The 18,304-nt window shown below is 46.1% G+C and carries 16 protein-coding genes; 2 read left to right on the forward strand and 14 right to left on the reverse strand.

Features of this window, described 5'->3' with window-relative positions; all coding sequences use genetic code 11:
- Window positions 1–37 precede the first annotated feature (37 nt).
- On the reverse strand, window positions 38–1,696 hold the full coding sequence (locus tag IRJ16_RS06035) for a dihydrolipoamide acetyltransferase family protein (RefSeq protein WP_194110624.1): 1,659 nt from the start codon (window positions 1,694–1,696) through the stop codon (window positions 38–40).
- Between the two features lie 44 nt (window positions 1,697–1,740).
- Entirely contained in the window at window positions 1,741–2,736 is a 996-nt protein-coding gene (gene pdhA / locus IRJ16_RS06040; RefSeq protein ID WP_194110625.1) for a pyruvate dehydrogenase (acetyl-transferring) E1 component subunit alpha, read from the reverse strand.
- Between the two features lie 622 nt (window positions 2,737–3,358).
- On the opposite strand from pdhA, the gene IRJ16_RS06045 reads away from it, so the two are divergent.
- Together IRJ16_RS06045 and IRJ16_RS06050 are read left to right on the forward strand one after the other, a co-directional pair.
- The gene (locus IRJ16_RS06045; protein ID WP_194110626.1) at window positions 3,359–3,937 is read left to right on the forward strand and encodes a C40 family peptidase; all 579 of its coding nucleotides are present in this window, start codon (window positions 3,359–3,361) and stop codon (window positions 3,935–3,937) included.
- Window positions 3,938–3,999: 62 nt separating this feature from the next.
- Window positions 4,000–5,142: a CapA family protein gene (locus IRJ16_RS06050; protein WP_194110627.1), complete on the forward strand. Its 1,143-nt coding sequence runs from the start codon at window positions 4,000–4,002 to the stop codon at window positions 5,140–5,142.
- Here the strand turns inward: IRJ16_RS06050 and IRJ16_RS06055 are convergent, their stop codons facing one another.
- From IRJ16_RS06055 to IRJ16_RS06110, 12 genes are all read right to left on the reverse strand, one after another.
- Window positions 5,143–5,331: a hypothetical protein gene (locus tag IRJ16_RS06055; RefSeq protein ID WP_194110628.1), complete on the reverse strand. Its 189-nt coding sequence runs from the start codon at window positions 5,329–5,331 to the stop codon at window positions 5,143–5,145. It abuts the gene before it with no gap.
- A 253-nt stretch (window positions 5,332–5,584) separates the two neighbouring features.
- Window positions 5,585–6,739, reverse strand: coding sequence for a PepSY-associated TM helix domain-containing protein (locus tag IRJ16_RS06060; RefSeq protein ID WP_194110629.1), 1,155 nt, complete (start codon window positions 6,737–6,739; stop codon window positions 5,585–5,587).
- Between the two features lie 8 nt (window positions 6,740–6,747).
- Entirely contained in the window at window positions 6,748–9,300 is a 2,553-nt protein-coding gene (locus tag IRJ16_RS06065) for a TonB-dependent receptor (RefSeq protein WP_194110630.1), read from the reverse strand.
- A gap of 347 nt (window positions 9,301–9,647) precedes the next feature.
- A complete protein-coding gene (locus tag IRJ16_RS06070; protein WP_194110631.1) occupies window positions 9,648–10,211 on the reverse strand; it encodes a DUF3109 family protein in 564 nt (187 codons plus the stop codon).
- Window positions 10,211–10,987, reverse strand: coding sequence for a DUF3108 domain-containing protein (locus IRJ16_RS06075; protein ID WP_194110632.1), 777 nt, complete (start codon window positions 10,985–10,987; stop codon window positions 10,211–10,213). The genes IRJ16_RS06070 and IRJ16_RS06075 overlap by 1 nt, the downstream gene beginning before the upstream one ends.
- A gap of 11 nt (window positions 10,988–10,998) precedes the next feature.
- Window positions 10,999–11,514 carry a DUF2480 family protein gene (locus IRJ16_RS06080; protein WP_194110633.1) on the reverse strand — a complete coding sequence of 172 codons (516 nt, stop codon included), beginning with the start codon at window positions 11,512–11,514 and terminating at the stop codon, window positions 10,999–11,001.
- A 124-nt stretch (window positions 11,515–11,638) separates the two neighbouring features.
- A complete protein-coding gene (locus IRJ16_RS06085; protein ID WP_194110634.1) occupies window positions 11,639–13,747 on the reverse strand; it encodes a peptidylprolyl isomerase in 2,109 nt (702 codons plus the stop codon).
- 96 nt (window positions 13,748–13,843) lie between these two features.
- On the reverse strand, window positions 13,844–14,434 hold the full coding sequence (gene lptC, locus IRJ16_RS06090) for an LPS export ABC transporter periplasmic protein LptC (protein ID WP_194110635.1): 591 nt from the start codon (window positions 14,432–14,434) through the stop codon (window positions 13,844–13,846).
- A gap of 8 nt (window positions 14,435–14,442) precedes the next feature.
- Window positions 14,443–15,768, reverse strand: a complete 1,326-nt coding sequence (locus tag IRJ16_RS06095) for a hypothetical protein (protein WP_194110636.1) — start codon at window positions 15,766–15,768, stop codon at window positions 14,443–14,445.
- Entirely contained in the window at window positions 15,768–16,505 is a 738-nt protein-coding gene (locus tag IRJ16_RS06100) for a type III pantothenate kinase (protein ID WP_194110637.1), read from the reverse strand. The genes IRJ16_RS06095 and IRJ16_RS06100 overlap by 1 nt, the downstream gene beginning before the upstream one ends.
- Window positions 16,506–17,198, reverse strand: coding sequence for a phosphoribosylformylglycinamidine synthase subunit PurQ (purQ, locus tag IRJ16_RS06105; RefSeq protein ID WP_194110638.1), 693 nt, complete (start codon window positions 17,196–17,198; stop codon window positions 16,506–16,508).
- Window positions 17,199–17,243: 45 nt separating this feature from the next.
- Entirely contained in the window at window positions 17,244–18,230 is a 987-nt protein-coding gene (locus IRJ16_RS06110; RefSeq protein WP_194110639.1) for a DUF6427 family protein, read from the reverse strand.
- Between the last annotated feature and the right edge of the window lie 74 nt (window positions 18,231–18,304).

The raw sequence follows: 18,304 nt of genomic DNA on the forward strand, positions 1-18,304 counted from the left end.
ATTCTGACTTGAGACTTTCGAATCAAGACTTAAAAAATTACACTAACAACCTAACCGGCTCTTCTAACAACGATTTTAAGGTCTGTAAGAAGCCTGCGGCTAATGCACCGTCAACTACACGGTGGTCGGCGCTTAGGGTAACCTTCATTACATTACCGGCTACAACAGCACCGTTTTTAACAACAGGTACTTGTTGGATACCGCTAACCGCTAAGATACAAGCGTTAGGGGTGTTGATGATGGCAGTGAACTCATCGACACCGAACATACCTAAGTTAGAGATAGTGAAAGTTGAACCTTCCATTTCGGCAGGTTGCAATTTCTTGTTCTTCGCTTTACCTGCAAAATCTTTAACCTCGGCAGAGATGTGGCTTAATGTTTTGCCGTCAGCAAATTTGATCACCGGTACTAACAGACCTTCGTCAACCGCAACGGCTACACCAATGTGTACGTGCTCGTTGGTACGGATCTTATCACCTAAGAAAGATGAGTTGATAGCCGGGTGAGATTTAAGGGCTACAGCGCAAGCTTTAACCACTAAGTCGTTAAATGATATCTTAACCGGAGCATACTCGTTCATTTTGCCACGTGCCGCGATCGCTGAGTCCATATCGATAGACATGGTCACATAGAAATGCGGAGCGGTGAACAAGCTTTCTGATAAACGACGGCTGATCGCTTTACGCATTTGCGTAACGTTGCGCTCGGTGAATTTCTCTTCGCCGGTGTAAGTAGGCAATGTCGGAGCAGCTTTAGCCGGAGCGGCATCAGCAGCCTTAGCTTCCTGCACCTCTTTAGTTGAAGGGGTAAAGCCTTCGATATCTTTTTTTATGATACGGCCGCCTTCTGCGCTGCCTTTAACATCATTAAGGTTAATGCCTTTATCTTTAGCGATCTTACGTGCCAACGGAGACGCTTTTACACGGCTGTCATCAGCAGGGGCTGCAGTAGCACCCGGAGCAGCAGATGCCTGTGCGGCAGGTGCGCTTTCTTTTTTATCTTCAGCCGGAGCAGCTTCAGCAGCAGGAGCATCAGCACCACCATCATCTTGCAATAAAGGAGTAACATCTGTACCCTCTTTACCTACAATGGCAATGATCTGGTTAACCTGGGCAGCTTCGCCCTCTTTAATACCGATGTATAATAAAGTACCGGCCTCGTAACCTACCACTTCCATGGTAGCTTTGTCGGTAGCTACGTCAGCTAACGAATCGTCAGCCTTAACTTTATCACCAACTTTAAAGTTCCATTTTTCAATGGTACCCTCGGTCATGGTATCGCTTAGCAATGGCATACGGATAACCGTAGCCGGGATGCTGCTGGTATCAACTTTCTTTGCAGCCGGGGCAGGAGTTGCAGCAGGTGCTTTATCGGCAGCAGGTGCAGCTTCTTTCTTTTCTTCAGCAGGTGCAGCGGCCGGTGAGCCAGCGCCGTCTAAAGCAGCTTTATAATCTTCGCCGGCTTTGCCTAATACCGCAATTACAGTATCAACAGGTGCGGCAGCGCCTTCTTCTATACCGATGTACAGCAAAACGCCGTCCTGGTACGATTCAAAATCCATAGTGGCTTTATCCGTTTCTATCTCGGCAATAACATCGCCCGACTTTACCGTGTCACCCACTTTTTTATGCCATTTAGCAAGTACACCCTCGGTCATGGTGTCGCTCATCTTAGGCATTTTAACTACATCAGCCATATCTCAGTTTTGATGAATTTTGGTTATTTTAAATATCTAAATGATTAGTCGCGGATGTAAGGATAATCCTGCTGAACGTATACATCAGTATATAATTCAGAAGCCTCAGGCCATGGCGACTCTTCGGCAAATTGTACCGCTTCGTCAACAATAGCTTTTATTTTAGCATCCATTTCTTCAAACCATTTCTCATCAGCATAAGCTTCTTTCTCGATAGTTTGTTTCACCGCCTCGATAGGGTCTTTTGCTTTGTAGCTTTCCAACTCCTCTTTAGTACGGTATTTTTGCGGATCCGACATCGAGTGACCTTTGTAACGATAAGTACGCATCTCCAGGAAAGTTGGGCCTTCGCCGGCACGTGCACGGGCAAAAGCTTCGTCCATGGCGTTGTGTACCGCTACCGGGTCCATACCATCAACTGCTGATGAAGGGATACCGTAAGGTAAGCCTAATTTATAGATATCGGTTTGTGCTGTAGTACGCTCTACTGAAGTACCCATGGCGTAACCATTATTCTCGCAAATAAATATAGCAGGCAATTTCCAAAGAGCCGCCATGTTAAAGGTCTCGGTCAGCGCACCCTGACGTACAGCGCCATCGCCCATGTACGATACGTTCACAAAGTCGGTACCTTTAAATTTCTCAGCAAATGCTACACCAGCACCCAGTGGTACCTGACCACCTACGATACCGTGACCACCGTAAAAGTGGTTCTCTTTATCGAACATGTGCATAGATCCGCCTTTACCTTTAGAGCAACCGGTAGCTTTGCCATACATTTCGGCCATAACGGCTTTAGGGGCAGTACCCATTGCAATAGCGTGAGCGTGATCGCGGTAAGCAGTGATCATACTGTCACCTTTTTTCATGGTAGACATGGCTCCGGCTAATACGGCTTCCTGACCGATGTACAGGTGGCAAAAGCCCCTGATCTTCTGTTGTCCGTAAAGTTGTCCTGTCTTTTCTTCGAACCTGCGCATCAGCAACATTTGCTCATACCACATCAGGTAAGTCTCTTTAGTAATAGCTATTGAACCCATTTGGTTAATTTGATCAATTCTGGAGTTAAAGCGCAAATCTAATTATATCCCGCAATATTCCGAAACTGCAATAGCATTGTTATAAAGAATTATTTATGGCGAGACGGCCTATATTATCGACCAAAAGCCTTATTAACATTGTTTTGCAATACAATATTTGGCAAAGTTATGTTTTGGCTTTTAAAAGCCGTTGCGGGTAGTTTTGTTTCCGCAATAACATTTTAAATACTATTCATGCATAATTTTTTTGTGCGCTAGGTTAAGCAGGTGTTAAATGATGATAATTGGTAGAGCGGCAGGTGGTTTTAGGCTATTACCCCTTATGAAAGTCGCTACAATTTGTACTGCCTTTGCTTTCCCCTAATTTAGGGGAATACCACTGCCATTGCTTTAGCAGTACGTTGATAAGAGGTAAAACACCAATGGTGTGGGCTATCTGTTTCTTAGTTATAAAGAAACTTTATTAACGATCGTTTAAAACTCCACTACTTAAAGTTTATGTTAAACTTTCCAAATTTGTTTGGTATTTAGGAATATTTGTATAGTTTTGTCATCACGAAAGGCAAAAGTGTTTGATTTACTGAACGCTTTTGGATAATTAACCCGAACAAACTAAGGATTAATGAAGAAACTGTCCCTTTTTATTGCGCTATTTATCAGTGTTTTAGCGGCGCAAGCGCAAACAAAAACTGTTCCAGTAACTGCTGCTCCGGAAAAAGTTGAAGAGCAGGAAAGCTTAGCTAAAGATTATTTATCGCAAGTGATGGGTGTGGCATTAAATGCTACTTCTAACGTAAAATTGTTTCAAGCCGTTTATGATTGGATAGGTACCCCGTACCGTTTTGCACGTGCAACCAAGAGCGGTATAGATTGCTCCGGTTTTGCTAAAGAGATCTACGGTAAAGTATTTAATCTGGATATCAAACGTAACTCACGTGATATCTTCAGTATGGTTACCCCGGTAGCTAAGGATGATCTGAAAGAAGGCGATCTGGTGTTCTTTAAGATACATAGCCGCAGCATATCGCACGTTGGTGTTTACTTAGGCAATGGCCGTTTTGCTCATGCTGCAAGCAAAGGTGTTGCGATCAGTAATATTGACGACTCTTACTACCACCGCTATTTTTACAAAGGCGGCCGCATGTTAGAGGCATTTAAGTCGGATGCCGCAACGATGGCTTTGACGGAAGACAAACAATAATTTTAACCCTAAACGATGATACCGATCCCCCGACAAACCAGTTGGGGGATTTTTTTTGAGCCGTGAAGACCTTATCCGCCATAACCTTATTGTCCGCCACGCTTGTCTTTAGCGCGTGTATTTACCAGCCCATCAGGCAAGTAGCTAAGCCTGCTTTTACGATCGCGCCGACTAACACAAAACCTAAAGCAAAACCCGACTCGACCTTAACTATTGCTGCCGTCGGCGACATCATGTTAGGCACAGCATACCCTAACGAAAGCACTTTACCGCCCGATAGCGGCAAGCATAGTTTTGATGCAGCGCTATCCGAACTACGATCGGCCGTTGTGACCATGGGTAACCTGGAGGGTACTTTGCTGGATACAGGCTCGCCTGCCCCTTATAAGTTGCGCTTTATCCACAAAGGCTACCAGTTCCGCATGCCGACCTATTACGGCAAGATCATTAAAGATGCCGGCTTTGATGTGTTGAGCTTGGCCAATAATCACAATAACGATTTTAACTATCAGGGACGCAAGAGTACTATTGAGGTACTCGATTCCTTAGGCATTAATCATGGTGGCCAGCTGACACGGCCGACCTCGGTATTTACCGTAAAGGGTGTGAAGTATGGATTTGTGGCTTTCTCGCCTAACGCACATGTGTTACCGCTGCTTGATCTGAAGAACGCGACGAGAGTGATCAGCGAATTACGTACCCGTTGCGATATCCTGATCGTCTCTTTCCACGGCGGCGGCGAGGGTACTGAGTATGAACACGTGATACGTGACATGGAGCTTTACATGGGCGAGAAACGCGGCGACGTTTACCTGTTTGCCCACAACGCTATCGATGCAGGGGCCGATATGGTTTTAGGTAACGGCCCGCACGTACAACGGGCTATGGAGTTATACAAAGACCGCATTATCGCCTACAGCCTGGGTAATTTTTGTACTTATCGATGTGTGAGTGTGGAAGGTATCTGCGGATTGTCGTCGGTATTAAAAGTGAAGATCAACCGCAAAGGTGAGTTCCTGAGCGCGAAGATACATTCCTTTAGACAAGTACGCCCTTATGGCTTAATGCGCGATACCGCCAACAGGGCAGCAGCGCGCATCAAATATTTGACCGAGTTAGACTTCCCGGAGTCGGGTTTAAGCATCTCTCCGGATGGTGCGGTTACCGCTTTGCCTAAAGTGGTTTTGGCAGCGGTTAAGCAGTAATTACTTAGCCGTATCGGCCGTATTGCGGATCAGACTGATGCCTGTAAAGAAAAATATCGCGCCGATGACACCTACAACTATCGCTGTGGTGGTCTGTACTGATTGCTGTACGATACCGACACCTGTATAGATCAGTCCGATGATCCCCAATACGCTAAGTATAGCTCCAAAAGTTCGTTTTAAGTTCATGTGTTTAGTTTTAGTGTTAATGCATGATGGTAATGCAAATCGCTATCCAATTTGGATGAGGTGGTTATTTAGGTAACTCCTGTGGGGTCTTATATCTTAGTTGTATCGACTATTAACACCTCGTACCTCCGGGGTTGTCATTGCACAAATACAAGGTCCGGCAGATCCTTCTTCGTTTGGCGGGATGTGGTAAAACCAAAAAACGCCCCCTAACTTATCGTCCGGAGGCGTTAACCATATCATCAAGCTCAGATCAGGCGGCGGCGACGGCACGTCTCCTTGGTCCGCCTTTGCCCGGCTTGGATTTTTTATTGCGTTTACCTAACCAAATAATAAATCCGGTAATAGGTAAACTGGCGGCTATTAAACTGGCCAAAAAAGCAATGATCTTGCCTGGCAGACCTAAGATCTGCCCTACGTGAATATCGTAGTTCATTTCCTGTAATTTAAGTCCGGCGCTTTTCTTGTCCATCATGTAAGTCTGTAAAAGCTTGCCACTGTATTTGTCAAACTCCCAACCATCCCGGCGGTAATAATGGTAGGACTTGGCATAAGCACCAACCCCGATAGCGCCCGATAAGGTCGGATCGTTATGGATCAGGAACATCTCGGCCATCGGCGATACTTTTTGGGCGTGTGCCAAGGCGATATCGATCACAGGCTGCTTGGCGGTCAAAGTAGTATGCAAAGAATCCGAGTGTACCTCTTTTTTCTCCCAGGCATAGGTAGTACCGCCGTTGGCTGCCTTGTAAAAGAATTCGCTCACAGCTTCAAAAGCAATTGCCAGTCCGGATATGGACAGGATCAGCGCAACAGCTGTGGCGTAAAAGCCCAGCACATTATGCAGATCGTAATTAACCCTGCGCCATTTGGCGCCCCACTTAATGGTGAAGCTGCGCTTGCGGTCGCTTTTGCGCTTAGGCCACCAGAGGATAAGCCCGGTTACCATGATCAACATGAAGATGATCACAGCTATGCTTACCACCCATTTACCGATAGGCGGCGGGATAAGCAGGTACATGTGGATGTATTCCACGATCACAAAAAAGTTAGTCTGCGGCTTTTCGTGGTAAGTGATCTGGGCCGTGTAGGGGTTCAGGAACACGTACTCGAAGCCATCTTTCCCCATATTGGCAAACACGCCTGCCGGGCGGTCCTTGCCATAGTAAACAATGTAATCGGTAGAGATAGCCTTGGGAAAGTCCCTTTTGACCGATGCCAGCAGTTCTGACGGTTTTTTGTAGGGTTTATCCTGCGCTACTACATGGCGATGATCGTACAGGGCATCTTGTATCTCATCCTGAAAGCAAAAGATGCATCCGGTGATACTCACTATAAACACCACAAGCCCGGATATAAATCCGAGCCAGCGGTGACAAAAAAGCAATGCTTTTTTAAATGGGGTCATATTTTAAATTAAAACTTGTACGATGCGCTTAACACAAATTGACGTAAGCGTTGCGGGTTGATGGTGGTGTAACCTGTGTAGTATTGCTTATCTAACAAGTTGTTAACGGCCAGGCCTACGCGGTATTTTGCTTTGTCGTAAAAGGCATTCGCGTTAAATACCATATATTCAGGTAACTCAAAAGTACCGCCACTATACGTGTTAAGGATCTTGTTGTTGCTGGCGTAGTTGCCACCAAAGCCAACACCTAAACCTTTAACAGCTGTTGCAGGCAAACGGTAGCTTAAGTAAAAGTTGGCAAGGTATGGCGAACCTGCAGTGTTAGGGCGCAGGCCTTTAGAGTCGGCCGGGCCTTCGATCAAAACAGACTCGTTGTAAGCAAAGCCTGCAACAACGTTAAACCCGGTAAAAGGGTTGGCAATAAAGTCGGCCTCGAAACCTTTGTTGCGTTGCGCACCATCCTGTATTTGCGGAGTAGCACCAGCCGGAATTACTGCGCCCGGTTCTGCAGTAGTGCCTATCAGGGTATTGGTAACTTTGATGTTGTAATAACTTACAGTACCGTTCAACTTACCATTAAATAAGGCCACTTTAACACCAGCCTCTAATTGGTTAGCGTTCTGTAATTTAGCTATTGTAGCTTCGCCGCGCGAATTTGTAAAGATGCCCGGATTATTAAATCCGTTTTGGTAATTGGCAAATAAAGACAGCTCATCTTTGATAGGCTGGTAAATCAAGCCAAATTTTGGCGAGAAACCGGTCTGATTAAAAGCTTTACCGCCGTCACCTTCAACCCTCAGACCCGAAACATTGAATGTACCATTAGTGCGGAAGTGGTCGATACGCACGCCGGCCGAAACAAGCAGCTGATCGGTCAGGTTAACCACATCAGACAGATAAGCGCTGTACGTGTTCTTTTTGTAAATATACGGGAACGAGTTAAAGTCGTTCGGAACAAAGTTGCCGTTAGCCGCATCTACTAAAGCCTTGTTGTATGATCCGTAATTAAAAGTGGAGCTGCTGATCGGGGCAAAATCTGCTGGACCACCGTAATAGATCTGGCGGCTGTTTTGGAACAGGTAGTCTAAACCGAATACGAAACGATTGCGTACGTTGCCTATTTTAAAGTCGCCGTTGATGTTTTCCTGAATCTCGATACCTCTTAAGCGGCTATTGAAGGTTGCCTGATTGTTACGCATAATGTAATTGTTGTCACCAGGAAGATCTGCTAACGGTGATGGTCCGATAGGGGCACCGGTAGAGTCTTTTGGCGTGGTAACATCGATGGCAGTAGCATCATTCATCAGGTAAAAATACGGGCCATTACCGTTAGAGAAACTGTTGGTAGAGGTAACCAATGTTTGCGATGTGAACTTATCAGATAACTTAAAGTTGGCTTGAGCCATGTAGTTAGTGCTACGCGATGATTGGGTAACATCATCATTCACGTAAGCCTGGTTGTAGTCAAAGCGAAGGTCGCTTGGTTTGTATGCTCCCAAAGCATTTGGCTGGTTGTAAAAAAAGAAGAAGGGAGTTAAAGATGATGTTTTATTATAGTACAGTTCAGCCTCGGCGGTAATGGTTAACCTATCATTAGCTTTGATTGTCAAGGTTGGCGCGAATGTCCAGGCATTAGCTTTACCATAGTTTTGAAAAGTACCGGTATTGTTCATAGCCGCATTTAAGCGGAACAGAACGTTCTTATCTTTAGTTACGGGAGTGTTCAGATCGATGCTGGTACGGTTAAGGTTGTAGCTACCTACTGTTTGGCCTACTTCTAAACCAAAGCTCTCGTAGGGTTTTTTAGTAACGCGGTTGATCAAACCACCAAATGAAGTTAATGTGCTGCCGAATAATGTAGCTGAAGGGCCTTTGATCACTTCCAGTTTCTCGGTATTCACCGCGTCAGACGCTGCTGTAACCAAACCCGCAACTCCGTTACGTAAGTTGGTCTGTACCACAAAACCACGCATGGTAAAGTAGGCACCACCATCGCCTGCACGACCGGTAGCATCCCACATCTTTTGGATGCCCGGCGCATTACGCAAAGCGTCATCGTTGCTAAATACTTGTTGCTCGCGCAATAACTCACCGGTAACCGTGGTATAAACTTGCGCGTTTTCCAACGGCTTCAATGGGATCTTGGCAGCATCAACGCTCACCCGTGCGGTAAAACGGTTGTTGCGGCTGGCGATGATGTTCACATCGCTCAGTTGCGATAGTTTAGCCTGGATAGCGATCTGCGGCACGGCGGTTGTTCGGCCTGCGGTCACCGTTACGGGAACGCGTACCGGGCTTACACCGACATAAGATATCACTATACTGTATGAACCGGCCGGGGCGCGGAAACTGAATTCGCCCGCTTTATTAGTGATAGTACCGTAAGTAGTACCTTCTAAACCGATGGAAACGCCGTCGGCTTCCTCGTTATTGGCGGCTACAACTTTACCGGTGATGGTACCACGGGAGTTTTGCGCCAAAATATTGCCTGGAGCCAAAATCGCCAGCAGCGTAAGCACCGCGGCTATCGTTTTAATAAATTTGAGTTGAGTGTTTTTCATTCTTATTAAGACCAATTATAAATAATGGCGCAAATGTATCACTAATGTTGATTTAATCCCAAATTATTTAGAATAATTATAAATAAGTGAATGGTAAGATGTAACGACGATCTTGAAGGGTAGTATCGTCAGCTATAGTATCTAAAAAGGTATAGATGGATCTGTTAAAGGCGACAAGGTCCGTTCCATTCGATCATCTTTCCATTTATGCGGGATTTGGTACGCGAGATAAACACAGCCCGATCGAGCATGAGCAACTCTTGGGCATTGGCTGTCAACCGGTGCTTAGGCTAATAAATGCCGTCGATAAAAAAACGGTTTTTTTGAATATGAGAGCGATCTTAGGGTTACATATCAGCCACTTGCTCTTCCAGCTCTTGATACCATTCAGCGCCGTACTTGCGGATAAGCGGTTCTTTTAAGAATTCGTGCACATGCACTTTTAGTTCGTCGCCGAAACTACAGGCAGGGCTGCAGATACTCCAGCGGTCGTAGTTCAGCACGTCAAACTCTGGATAAGCGGTAATGCGGATGGGGTATAAGTGGCAGGAGATGGGTTTTTTCCAGCTGATATCTCCCTGCTCGTATGCTTTTTCGATAGCGCATTTGGTAATGCCATTCTCCCAGGTCACATAGGCGCATTCTTTATTGGTGTCTACACATGGGGTGGTATAGTCGCCTTCAAAATCGGTTACGTGGGTGCCTTCACGCTCTATGGTCTCGATGCCCTTTTGGGTCATGTAGGGTTTCACCTTTGGATAGATATCGGCCAGTATGCCTAACTCATCGTGGTTAAGCGGCGCGCCCGAATCCCCCTCAAGGCAACAGATACCTTTGCACTTGGTGAGGTTGCACACAAAATTCTCTTTCACTACGTCCTCGTGCACCAAGGTACTGCCAACTTCTATCATTATTTTTTTATGGGTGTAAGCGGATATTTTAAACCTTTAGCCTCGGTAATTTCCATAGTGAGGCTACCTACCACAACCTCTACCTGCGCTTTTACAGGTATGCGGTTCTCGTCGTCGGTGATCCAAAGATACAACTTACTATTCTTACGAAAAATACGACCGGGGATAATGGTTGGGTTAAACTTTAAACAGCTGAATTTACCCAGGTCGGTTTTGATCACTTCTTTACCCACGTAAGTAATACCGAGGGTCTGTGTGCTGTCCTCTAAAAAGTAATGCAGGTCAAATTTATCGCCCACCTTCATCTTGCTCACGTCCAAACAACGGGCAAAGTAATAGGCCGACGGGAAATCGAACACACGCCCTTTTAGCGGATAGGTCCCTTTATTTGCGGTGATCTTATTTTCCTTTCGGTCAAACACCACTTTGTCGGTGTGTTTCCAGCTGCCCTCGTGGCGGTTCTCAGTATACAGGAAAGGCTGCAGCGTAGTTTTGTCGATAAAACTCTCGTAGCGGTTACGTACCTTGTAGAATACGTCAAAAGAGCCGGCGGTCTTACCATCGGCTATAATGTGGTAAGCAGGCTTGCCATCAAACTTAATGTCCGACTCGGCCACACGCAAGTGCGCTTCGGCGGCGGTGAAAAAGCCGTATTTCATCCGGTAATTAAGTTCCTCGCCAACTTTAAAAACCTCTTCCTTGTTTTGCTGCGGCTCTTGTGCAAAAGCGGCCGGGCCGAACAGGAATAAAAAGAACACGGTGATCCTAAATTTCATCAGGGGGATAATTAGTCTTTACGTTTGTATATGGGCACGGTAGAACACGGCTCGCCATACATCATGCTTTTTACAATCGGTGTCAGCCTTTTAGCTAACTCCACATAAGCCGACACAGGCACCTCGGTATCACCGCACCCCTTAATAACTACTCTTTGCCCGGCATATTGTTCAAGGTCTGCCTTGGCCATCGCTTTCTCGAACAGAACGGTCTCCAGCACGGCAGCATCACCAAAAACAACTTCGCGGGCATAGGGGGCCATACGGTTAGCTATAAGCATGTAGGCCCAGGTAGGCACAATAGCATCGGCGCTACAGGTAATGGCCACGTTCTTGTCCTGATATTGGGTCCAATCGTGTTCCTTTACAAAATCGCGCAGATCTTTTTCGCGCAGCATCAATCCATGGAAAAGATTATTCACCACATCATACACCACACGTTCTCCCTGCGGATAGAACGATGCCGGGTCTATAGTGACCAAACCGCTTAATGCTACTTTATTTACAATGTTCTCCTGTATTTCCATAACCGTATCACAGTCCCTATTATAGGTAAGACTTAATTCCTTTTAAAAAGTTGAATTTCAAGACAAAAAAAATCCGGGATAGGCTTAACGCTTATCCCGGATGCAAAATTACTTTTAATTGCTGTTATAAGAACTTGCCTCTGTTATCTTTTACATTAGCCTTATCTTTCAACGCCTCGAACAAGCTATTATCCGCACGTTGCAGTAACGTTTGGCTGATAGATTGTTTTTGGTTGACCGTGTTGGTCAATGCAGGCGGGTTAGTAAAGCTTTCGGCATATACAACGAACACACCATGCTGGCCGGCAATAGGCTTAGACAATTTGTGCACCGGCAGGCCGAATAAAGTACCAACCACTTCGTACTCGGCAGATAAGCCAGGCAATACGGGGTTAGCAAATACGATATTCTCTACAGGGACAGCATTAGTGCCTATTTTCTGAGCAACGGCGTCGATAGATGAAGCACCGCTTAACGCGCCTTCAAATTTAGTGGTCAGGGTTTTGGCTTTAACCGCGTTACGTACTTGTACTTCTATCTGTTTTTTAACAGCATCTACCGGCAAGTAACCTTCAGGCCTGATCTCGGCCAATCTTGGCACAACGTACAGGCTGCCGATGGTATAAACCTGATCTGGCACATCGCCAATATCAGCTTTGTAAGCCCAACGTACGATATCGCGTGCGTTGTCTAAACCTGTAACCGCGTTAGCAGTAGGGGTAACATCGGTAGCACGCTCCACTCTTAAGCCTTGTTTTTGGCTCTCTAAGGTATAGTTATCGCCTTTGATAGATGCCAGGAAGCCTTGCGCTTTAGAGTAAGCAGCAGACTGTGTTTTTGAGCTTGCCTGTAATGGCTTGTCAACAACGGCTACCTTAACAACTTTAGACGAACCTTTTTGGCTCTCTATCTTTATAATGTGTACACCAAATTGAGTGTTAACAGTGGTCAGGTCACCCGGCTTGCCGTTAAAAACAGCCTCGTCAAACGGACCAACCATTGCACCACGACCGAATGTGCCCAGATCGCCGCCTTTTGCGCCTGATTGGGTATCGGTTGAATATTTGTTAGCTAATTCGGCAAAAGATGCGCCGCCTGATATCAATTTCTTAATAGAGTCTGCTTTAGCTTGTGCTTTATCCAAACCGCCTTCGGTAGCCGGGTTGATCAGGATGTGGCTTGCTTTAACAGAATCAGGACCTACGCGGCTGTCTACCAGTTTAGCAACTTTGTACGAACCGTTAGACAGGTACGGACCGTAAACGATGCCTTTAGCAGCCGAGAACATTACCGAATCGATAGCCGGATCTAACTGGCCTTTGCGCTGATAAGTTAAAGGAGCCTTAGTATCGGCATTGATCTGTACAAATAACGAATCGTTAGCGGCAGTTTTAAAGTCGGCGGCTAATTTAGCAACCTGCTCTTTTACAGCAACGCTATCTTCTGCAGATGGCGACGCGTTGAAAGTAACATAATCAAAGCTGCGGGTCTCTACCGAGTTTTTGAACATGCTTTTGTGCTTGTTGTAGTAATCGCTGTAGTCGCCGTCGGTCAGGGTAACTTTAGCATCAGGCAAGCTGGCGTAGCTCAGCTCGGCATATTTAAAGTTAACCAGTTTGTTTTTAGCCTCGTAATCGTCCTTAGCGTCAAGCGAGTTAACGTAAAGGCCGTTGCGTACAAGGGCCAAGTATTTTTCGGTACGTTTTTGCTGAACCATTTGGGTAACAAAATCCTTCCACTGCACTTTCATAGGATCGTCGGCCTTAGCGCTTTTCAAGCTGGTCAGGAACGAGTTCAACCTCGAGCGGTCAAGCTCGCGGGTTTGCGGGTTACCAAAAGCCTGTACGATCTGTGGGTTAGGGTTAGATCCCTGGATCATGTCCTTAGTTTCGGCTTCGCCCACGGCAATGCCTAATTTCTCGATCTCTTTTTTCAAAATGATCTGGCTTACCAATTCATTCCAGGTAGTTTCCTGTATGTAACCGGTGATCTGTGGCGTAGCCGCCTGGCCAGATTGCTGTAAAAAGTTATTAGTATTTGTCTCTACCTTTTTGTTGTATTGCTCAAAGCCGATGGCTTCGCCACCAACTTCACCAATTTCATTACGCGAACCTTGTGTCAGCGAACTGCCTGTACGGGCAACCTCGCCAATAATAAAGGCCGCTAATGCCAACCCGATCACAATTGCAAGGATCTTTCCCATCCGATCCCGCAAATAACTCATTATATCCATATCAACTTTTAAATGTACTTATTGTAAAAAGAGCGCGCAAGATACAAATTTACCTCACAATTGTTGCCACAAATTTTTGGTTATTAAAACTATAGCTTATTGGCCAAACTCGCGGTCTATTATCCAATTGCCGGTGCCCTGTTGCACTGTAAAGGGATAAAAAGTTTGGTTGGTCTCCATAGATGTGCCGTGCCCTTTAGACCCATCGGCCTTTACTACATCAACCTCTTTGCGGGAATAGATCTTATTCAAGGCCTGATCCCAGATCAGTTCTTCTGACTTGAAAACGTCGCCGGTAATGGTGGTGATCACGACATTCTTGTAAAATTCAACTTTCTTTTTTACAGTGTAGTAGTAGCAGGTATCGGCAATAATGGTACCCTGTTCATTACGGTTCTTATCGTACATAATGATCTTGATACCTTTAGGGCAATACTGATAAGGGTCGGGCGTTTTGGCGCTAAGGACATACTCCAGCATCAATGGCGTGATCAGGCGTGCCTTAACCTTGCCCGAATCACTGTAAAGCATATTGACACCTTTGGTAGAATCTTGCTCGGTCTTTTTTTGTAGGGCAGATATCTCCTCGATCTTTTTCAGGTCGTTCTTGCACGAGCCAAGCAACAGCGGCATGGCCAACGCTACCGTCAAACCAAAGAACAGGTATTTTGCTCCGCCGTTGCGCATGTCAACCCTTAGTCGAACTTATATTTGGTGAACCACCTGTCGTTAAGCGTAAAGCTTAAGTGCAGGTTAAGATAGGTCTCGCGCACCAATGCGTTAGCCAGTGTACCACGGCGACCAAGATCGGCAGCTATGTTCACTTTGTAATAAGCCGATCCGTTACGCGGGATAGGCAAACCAAAACCAAGGGTAGCACCATATTGGTTAATGGTCTGTCCGTTAACAGTGGCGTAAGTTTTCTCTGAGTGGAAACCAAAACGGTAATCTACCAATGCCCAGTAATTACGGATAGAGTTACTGTTAGGGGTGATCTGGCCGCCAACGTTAAAGCCGGTAGTGTTATTCAACCCTTGGCTTACACCGTCAACGGTGAATTTAGACCAGTTGGCCATGTGGTAATCAGCACCTAATAGAAACTTACCATCGGCCTGGTACGATAGGCCAAAACGGTTGATGCTTGGCAGTTGGATCTTACCGTTCATCATCTGGTTATTCACCGTAGTATCCAATGCGCTGTTCTCGGCATCGTTAGTGTAGTCTTTAACGTAGTGGCTTACTACGTAGCTGCTATTGTTATTCAACTTGGTAGCTGCCGAACCCGAGTAACCCAGGATCAGTCGCCTGTCGTCGGCAAGATCTATGGTGTATTGCAAGCCGTAACCGTAGTTAACGCCGCCAATGCTCTTGCTGTTCTCCTGACGGGTGTTAAACGCGCCGAACAACTCAGGCAACTCGGTAGAGCTGTATTGCTTAAGATCGCCAAATATGTATGACACGTTGGCACCGATAGCTAAATGCTTGAACATTTTTAAGCCGTAACCGATGTGTGCTTTAGAAAGACCGCCCTGCCCGCTGTAAATATTGTCTATACGGTTGGTATCGGCAGGCGAACCTGAACCGTAACCACGAGGAAGTGTTTGTGTATAACGGTAACCCAGCTCGCTGTAAGGCATCAGGCCAAAACTTAAGGCCGATGTTTTAGTTACCGGCACACCCAGCACTACGTGGTTAAGCCTGAAATTAGAGTTTTTTTGATCGGCAGATCCGGTTTTGCTTAGCGTAGTAAGGTTAGCATATAAACCTGCATCAATAACCGTTAAGCGGATAGCCGAGTATGAGGCCGGGTTAAGCGGGTTAACCGTATTATAACCGTTGATGTTATTGGTACCCACACCAATACCGCCCATGGCTATATTTTGCGGGAGCACCAGTGGCGACAAAGAACCTAAACCGTATCTTGAATAAGGCGAACTGGTAGTTGCTGTAGATTGCGCCACGGCCGATAAAGAGGCCAGCGACAATAAAGAAACAGTTAAAGCCTTGAAGTGTCTGATCATTATGCTTGTATAGCTACGTTTAATCCTTTAAGAACCAAATACGGTTCGTTTTTAATTTGGGGGGCAAAGATGCTATTTTTTAAGAGGTTATCAAAAAAAACGGCATCACCGCCGGTCAATAGTATATTCAGGTCGGGCCTGCCTTCGCGGTAACTTTCTATAAAGCCCGTTAGTTCGTATTTAAGTCCGTTCTGTGCGCCCGAGCGGATGGCCGTTTCGGTGTTGTTGCCAAATAGGCTGTCAAAGCCGGCATCAGGCTCTATTAACGGCAAGGCCGATGTATAATTGTGCATGGCCTTAAAACGCATTTTCAGCCCCGGTGATATGCTGCCGCCGTGGTAATTTCCATCCGCATCTACCATATCGTAAGTGATGCAGCTGCCGCCGTCTATCACCAAATTATCCTTACCCGGATACAGGTTGTGCGCGGCGGTAACGGCTACCAATCTGTCTATCCCTAAAGTTTGCGGGGTGCCATAGTGGTTTTTTATGCCGATAGCTATATCCCGGCTAAAATATTTGACGGGAAGTTTCTCGCTTAGTAATACTTCCCAATCGGCCTTTTCTTTTTTTACTGTTGATATGATGGCTTTAGTGACGCTGTAACCGGTGATCAACCTGTCAATTTCTGTCGGGTCGATGGTTTGATATTGATCCACTTTCAACAAATAGTCGTAACCGTTAAATACGGCTACTTTGATCAGTGTGTTGCCAATATCAATAACCAGGTTGGCCATTTACGCCCTTACCAGCGACAGTACCGATTCAAAGATCGCCAAACCATCCTGATTACCTACCAGGCTGTCCGAAGCACGCTCGGGGTGTGGCATCAAGCCAAATACGTTGCGGTTAGCGTTGGTAACACCGGCAATATTCTCTAAAGATCCGTTAGGGTTAGCATCGGTAGTGATGTTACCGAACTCGTCGCAATAGCGGAACATCACCTGGTCGTTATCGTTGATCGCTTTCAACACGTCGGCATCGGCAAAGTAGTTACCCTCGCCATGCGCGATAGGGATCTTCAGTGCCTGCTCAGGGTTCAGTTGTGCGGTCGGTAACGAGTTGGCAGTTTGCGGCTTCAGATAAATATTGCGGCAAATAAATTTACGGTTATTGTTATGTAACAAAGCGCCCGGTAACAGGCCGGCCTCGGTCAAGATCTGGAAACCATTGCAGATACCCATTACATAACCGCCTTTATCGGCAAACTTGATAACTTCTTGCATGATAGGCGAGAAACGGGCGATAGCGCCTGAGCGCAGGTAGTCGCCAAAAGAGAAACCGCCGGGTAATACTACAAAGTCCACACCTTGCAGATCATGGCTTTTGTGCCACAGTGGGACCACTTGCTGACCCATTATTTTTTCTAAAACATAAATAATGTCCGCGTCGCAATTGGACCCCGGGAAAGTAATTACGCCAAATTTCATGGTACAAAGCTAATATAACACTCGGTACCTCAACGAATATAAAAGTTAAAAAGTGTTAAACTGAAAGAAAATGATACCTGCTAACAGCAAAATAAACAGCGACTCGTAGAACCAGCGTTTAGCCGCGTACAGGAAATAATAGGCAAAAAAGATGGCCACAGGCACGGCACACAATAAAAAGTGATCCAGGTTGAATTTTACCTTGACGTAGAACGACAGACCGCCGATCAAAAACATGATGAGGAACAGTTGGAACGATTTGCGTATCAGCACGTAGCTTTTAAAGAAATTGCCCCGTAACTGGACCAGACAAAGCAGCAGGATAACGGCTACCGGGACCAGCAGGGCGTATTGCAGGTAATGGATGCTTATCTTCTCGGGGAAAGGCGTGCCCAGCGGCAGCCAGATCTTGTAAAAGGTATGTATACGGTCGGTCAGGTAATAGATCACCGCCAAAAAGAAGAATACGGTGAGGTAACCCAGAATAGATGCCGCCCAATCGCGCCAATCGAACGGGCGGAAGATGAGCAGTGCTGCCCAGATGACCACAAAGAAGTAAATGCAGGGCAAGTAGAACAAACTACTGAGCGCCACCAGCATGCCAAGATCGTAGGATATGGAGCGCACCTCGGTCCCTTTGTAAAAGGCCAGCAGTTTATACACGATCCAGATCACCAAGAAATTACAGATGAGCGGAGCGCTTAGCGTAAGGAACGGTGTGAACAATCCCGACACCACCACATACATCAACGCGGGTAAAAAGGACGGTTTACTTAACAGATTATAAAAATTGACCACGTAGTTAAGCAGGATGGCCTGAATGAGTACCAGGATCCCGGCCACGGCCATATTTACCGGTAAAGATACCGCATGCTCGTACTTTAAAGGCACCAGTGAACGGGCAAAAGGCTCCAGCATTTTAAACTCCACATCGTCCGGGGTGTTGAACAGGTAGCAAATACGCAACACCACCAGCAACACGGCAAGCCAAATAATATTGACGGGGTTATAATTACGGAAAGCCTTGATCATTACGCCACAATATTACGCATCATTTTTGGAATGGTTGGGAGGGATGAAGGTTTTAAAGATATAGATGCAACAAG

The sequence above is a fragment of the Mucilaginibacter myungsuensis genome (genome assembly GCF_015222005.1).
Lineage (GTDB): Bacteria > Bacteroidota > Bacteroidia > Sphingobacteriales > Sphingobacteriaceae > Mucilaginibacter > Mucilaginibacter myungsuensis.